The organism is Skermanella sp., from assembly GCF_059503625.1.
This window is the reverse complement of the sequence record NZ_JCACHA010000265.1, coordinates 1-3,099: the sequence shown is the minus strand read 5'-3', so window position 1 is coordinate 3,099 and position 3,099 is coordinate 1. Positions and strand designations below refer to the sequence as shown.

4 protein-coding genes are annotated in these 3,099 nt (G+C 67.1%); 1 reads left to right on the top strand and 3 read right to left on the bottom strand.

Features of this window, described 5'->3' with window-relative positions; all coding sequences use genetic code 11:
* Window positions 1-117: 117 nt before the first annotated feature.
* Genes AC5JJ6_RS06305 through tsaE form a run of 3 tightly spaced genes read right to left on the bottom strand, consistent with a single transcriptional unit; the run spans window position 118 to window position 2,350 of the window.
* Complete coding sequence (locus AC5JJ6_RS06305; protein ID WP_496041223.1) at window positions 118-846, bottom strand: nucleotidyltransferase family protein; 729 nt, start codon at window positions 844-846, stop codon at window positions 118-120.
* Window positions 846-1,865 carry an aminoglycoside phosphotransferase family protein gene (locus AC5JJ6_RS06300; protein WP_496041222.1) on the bottom strand — a complete coding sequence of 340 codons (1,020 nt, stop codon included), beginning with the start codon at window positions 1,863-1,865 and terminating at the stop codon, window positions 846-848. Before AC5JJ6_RS06300 ends, AC5JJ6_RS06305 begins: the two co-directional genes overlap by 1 nt.
* Window positions 1,862-2,350 (bottom strand): tRNA (adenosine(37)-N6)-threonylcarbamoyltransferase complex ATPase subunit type 1 TsaE, encoded by a 489-nt coding sequence (tsaE, locus tag AC5JJ6_RS06295; RefSeq protein WP_496041221.1) that lies wholly within the window; start codon window positions 2,348-2,350, stop codon window positions 1,862-1,864. Before tsaE ends, AC5JJ6_RS06300 begins: the two co-directional genes overlap by 4 nt.
* Window positions 2,351-2,469: 119 nt before the next feature.
* Here tsaE and AC5JJ6_RS06290 point away from each other — a divergent pair.
* The coding region (locus AC5JJ6_RS06290; protein ID WP_496041220.1) for an NAD(P)/FAD-dependent oxidoreductase at window positions 2,470-3,099 on the top strand (630 nt) is incomplete at its 3' end.

Below are 3,099 nucleotides of genomic sequence, written 5' to 3'. Positions count from 1 at the left end.
GATCCCCGAGCTTGTGAATACCGGCAGGTTCGACCACCACCTATACTACAGCTCGGGGTCAGGATGCAAATTCTTCCCAGATATTGTATTTAGTGGGTCTGATCGTTAGCGGGATGTTTACGACTCGGCGTGGTGCGGCCGGACTTCCAGGTGCTCTTCGACCTGACCGATGCTGGCAGGGGTCCCGACGTGGAACCATAGGCCATCGTGACGCATGCCGTAGAGGCGTTCGCTCTCCAGCAGCCGGTCCCAGATCAGGTTGGTCGAGAACGCGCCGTCGGGCGTGTCGGCGAACAGCTCGGGCTTGAGGATCTGGACGCCGGCGAAGACGAAGGGAGCGATCTCGCCGCTGCGGCGGCGGGTGACCTTGCCGACGGGGTCCATGTGGAAATCACCCTTGCCGTCGTAGCCATAGGCGCTGACGGCGGGGTGGAGCAGCAGCAGCGCGTCCATCGCCTTCGGGTTCCAGGCTTGAAGCAGCCGCTCGATCGCGGTGGTCGGGCCGTCCATCCACAGGATGTCGGCGTTGACCGACAGGAACGGGTCGGTTCCCAGGAGCGGCAGCGCATGCTTGATGCCGCCGCCGGTTTCCAGCAGGTCGGCTTCGGGCGACAGGACGACGCGGGGGGCCGTGCGGTCCTTCAGGTGGGCCGCGATCATCTCGCCCTTATAGTGGGTGTTGACCACGGCGGTCCCGATCCCGGCCGCCGCGACGCGGTCGAGCGCGTGGTCGAGCAGGGGCTTTCCGGCGACGGAGATCAGCGGCTTCGGCATTTCGAGCGTCAAGGGGCGCATGCGCAGGCCAAGCCCGGCGGCCAGCACCATGGCGTGAGTCAGGGGCGTCATCAATCAATTGCTTTCAAATGGAACAGAGGGGCGCGGACCTGGGGTGGAAGGGTCCGGTCGAACCAGTCGCGCACCTGCGCCAATGCCGGTTCGGCCAGTTTCGCTTCCAGCAGGCGCCAGACGCGGGGAAGGTGTTGCAGATATTCCGACCGGCCATGCGACAGGTGCAGGCGGGCGAAGACCGCGACGATGCGGGTGTGCCGGACGGCGCCCAGCACGGCGTAGGACCGGTGGAAGGCGTCGCGGTCGAGGTCCGGGAAGCCGCTGAGGTAATGGTCGAGCATCGCGGTGGCGAGCGGCGTGGGAACGTCGCGCCGGGCGTCCTCCAGCAGGGATACCAGATCGTAGCTGATGGGGCCGAGGCCGGCGTTCTGGAAATCGAGCAGGCCGCAGGCCGCCGCGCCGGGGCGGTTGGGTAGCCGCATCAGGTTGTCTACGTGATAGTCCCGGTGCATCAGGGACGTGCCGATCCGGACCGCATCCGGGACGGTGGCGCGCCAGGCCTGCTCAAGCTCGGTCCGCTCGGAAGCGGTGGCGGCGCGGCCAAGCGCTGCGGGAACGTAGACGTCGGCCAGCAGCATGACCTGATCGATGAACAGGTCGGCGTCGTAGCGGGGCAGGTCGATCGCGGTCGCTTGGTCCGGCCGGAAATCGCGGTGGATCACCGCCAGGGCATCGACGGCGAGGCTATAGAGTTCGGCGGGGTCGGCCGCTTGCGCGATCAGGCGGGTGAAGGTGCCGTCGCCGAAGTCTTCCAGCAGCAGCAGGCCGTCGTCGGGCTGCGCCGACTTGATCTCGGGGGCGGACAGGCCGAGGCGGCGGAGGATATCGGCGATGGCGATGAAGGGGACGACGTCTTCGGCGGGGTTGGGCGAGTCCATCAGGATCGCGCGCTCGTCGCCGCGCGCCAGACGCAGGTAGCGGCGGGCGGAGGCATCCCCGGCGAGGGGGGTGCGGGCGGCGGTTCCCCAACCGTGGGTGGTCAGGAAGCTTGAGATCGTTTCGGCGCGCTCGGTCACTTCTGCGGAGCCTCCAGCGGTGCCAGCCGGGCGGCCCAGCCGCCGAAGCCGGTCAGGGCTACACGGCGGGACTCAGGCGTGGGGCCGAACGAGATCGAGATGTCCAGCCGGTCGGACGGCAGCAGGGTTCCAAGGCGGTCCGGCCATTCGACCAGGGCGATGCCGTCGGCGCGGACTTCGTCCCACCCAAGCTCGATCACCTCGTCAGGGCCGGAAAGGCGGTAGAGGTCGAAGTGCCAGATCGCGCCTTTGGGTGTCTCGTAGGTCTGGACCAGCGTGAAGGTCGGGCTGGGCACTTCGTCGTCGGGGTCGCCCAGCGACTGGATCAGCGCACGGGCAAAGGCCGTCTTGCCGGCGCCCAGATCGCCGCGCAGCGCCACCATGTCGCCGGGGCGCAGGAGCGCTCCGACACGGGATGCTAGCGCCGCCGTAGCATCTTCGCCGTCCAGGTCGATGATCAGGCCGTGCTGGCGTGGAGCCGTCATTGACATATGCTCGAGGCCGTCCGCTGAGGGAGATGATGCCGGGGGTTTGATCCCGGTCGGAAATCCGGTACATGAAGGGAAATCAGTGCCACACCCTTCCTAGCTTTTCCGGAGTCACCATGTCGAGCCCCGAGCAGCATACCGATGTCGCCATCATAGGTGCCGGTCCAGTTGGTCTGTTCGCCATCTTCGAATGCGGCATGCTGCGTATGAAATGCCACGTTATCGATGCCCTCGATGTGATTGGCGGGCAATGCGCCGCGCTCTATCCGGAAAAACCCATTTACGACATTCCTGGTTACCCGTCCATTGACGCCGCCGATCTGATCGAGCGGCTGAACGAGCAGACGGCTCCGTTCTCGCCGGTTTATCACCTGGGGCAGCAGGTCGTCAGCCTGAGCCGGGCGGAGGGCGACCGCTGGCTGGTCGAGACCTCGGCGGGCACGCGGATCAACGCCAAGGCCGTCATCGTCGCGGCGGGCGTCGGCGCCTTCGGGCCGAACCGGCCGCCGCTGGACGGGCTGGAGCAGTACGAGGGCAAGTCGGTCCATTATCTGGTGCGCCGCCGGCTGGACTATGCCGGCAAGCGGGTGGTGATCGCGGGCGGCGGCGACAGCGCCGTCGATTGGGCGAACAGCCTTGCCGAGGTCGCGGCCAAGATCATGGTCGTCCACCGCCGCGCCAAGTTCCGCGCGGCGCCTGAAAGCGTCGCCCGGCTGGAGCAGTTGACCAAGGAAGGCAAGGTCGAG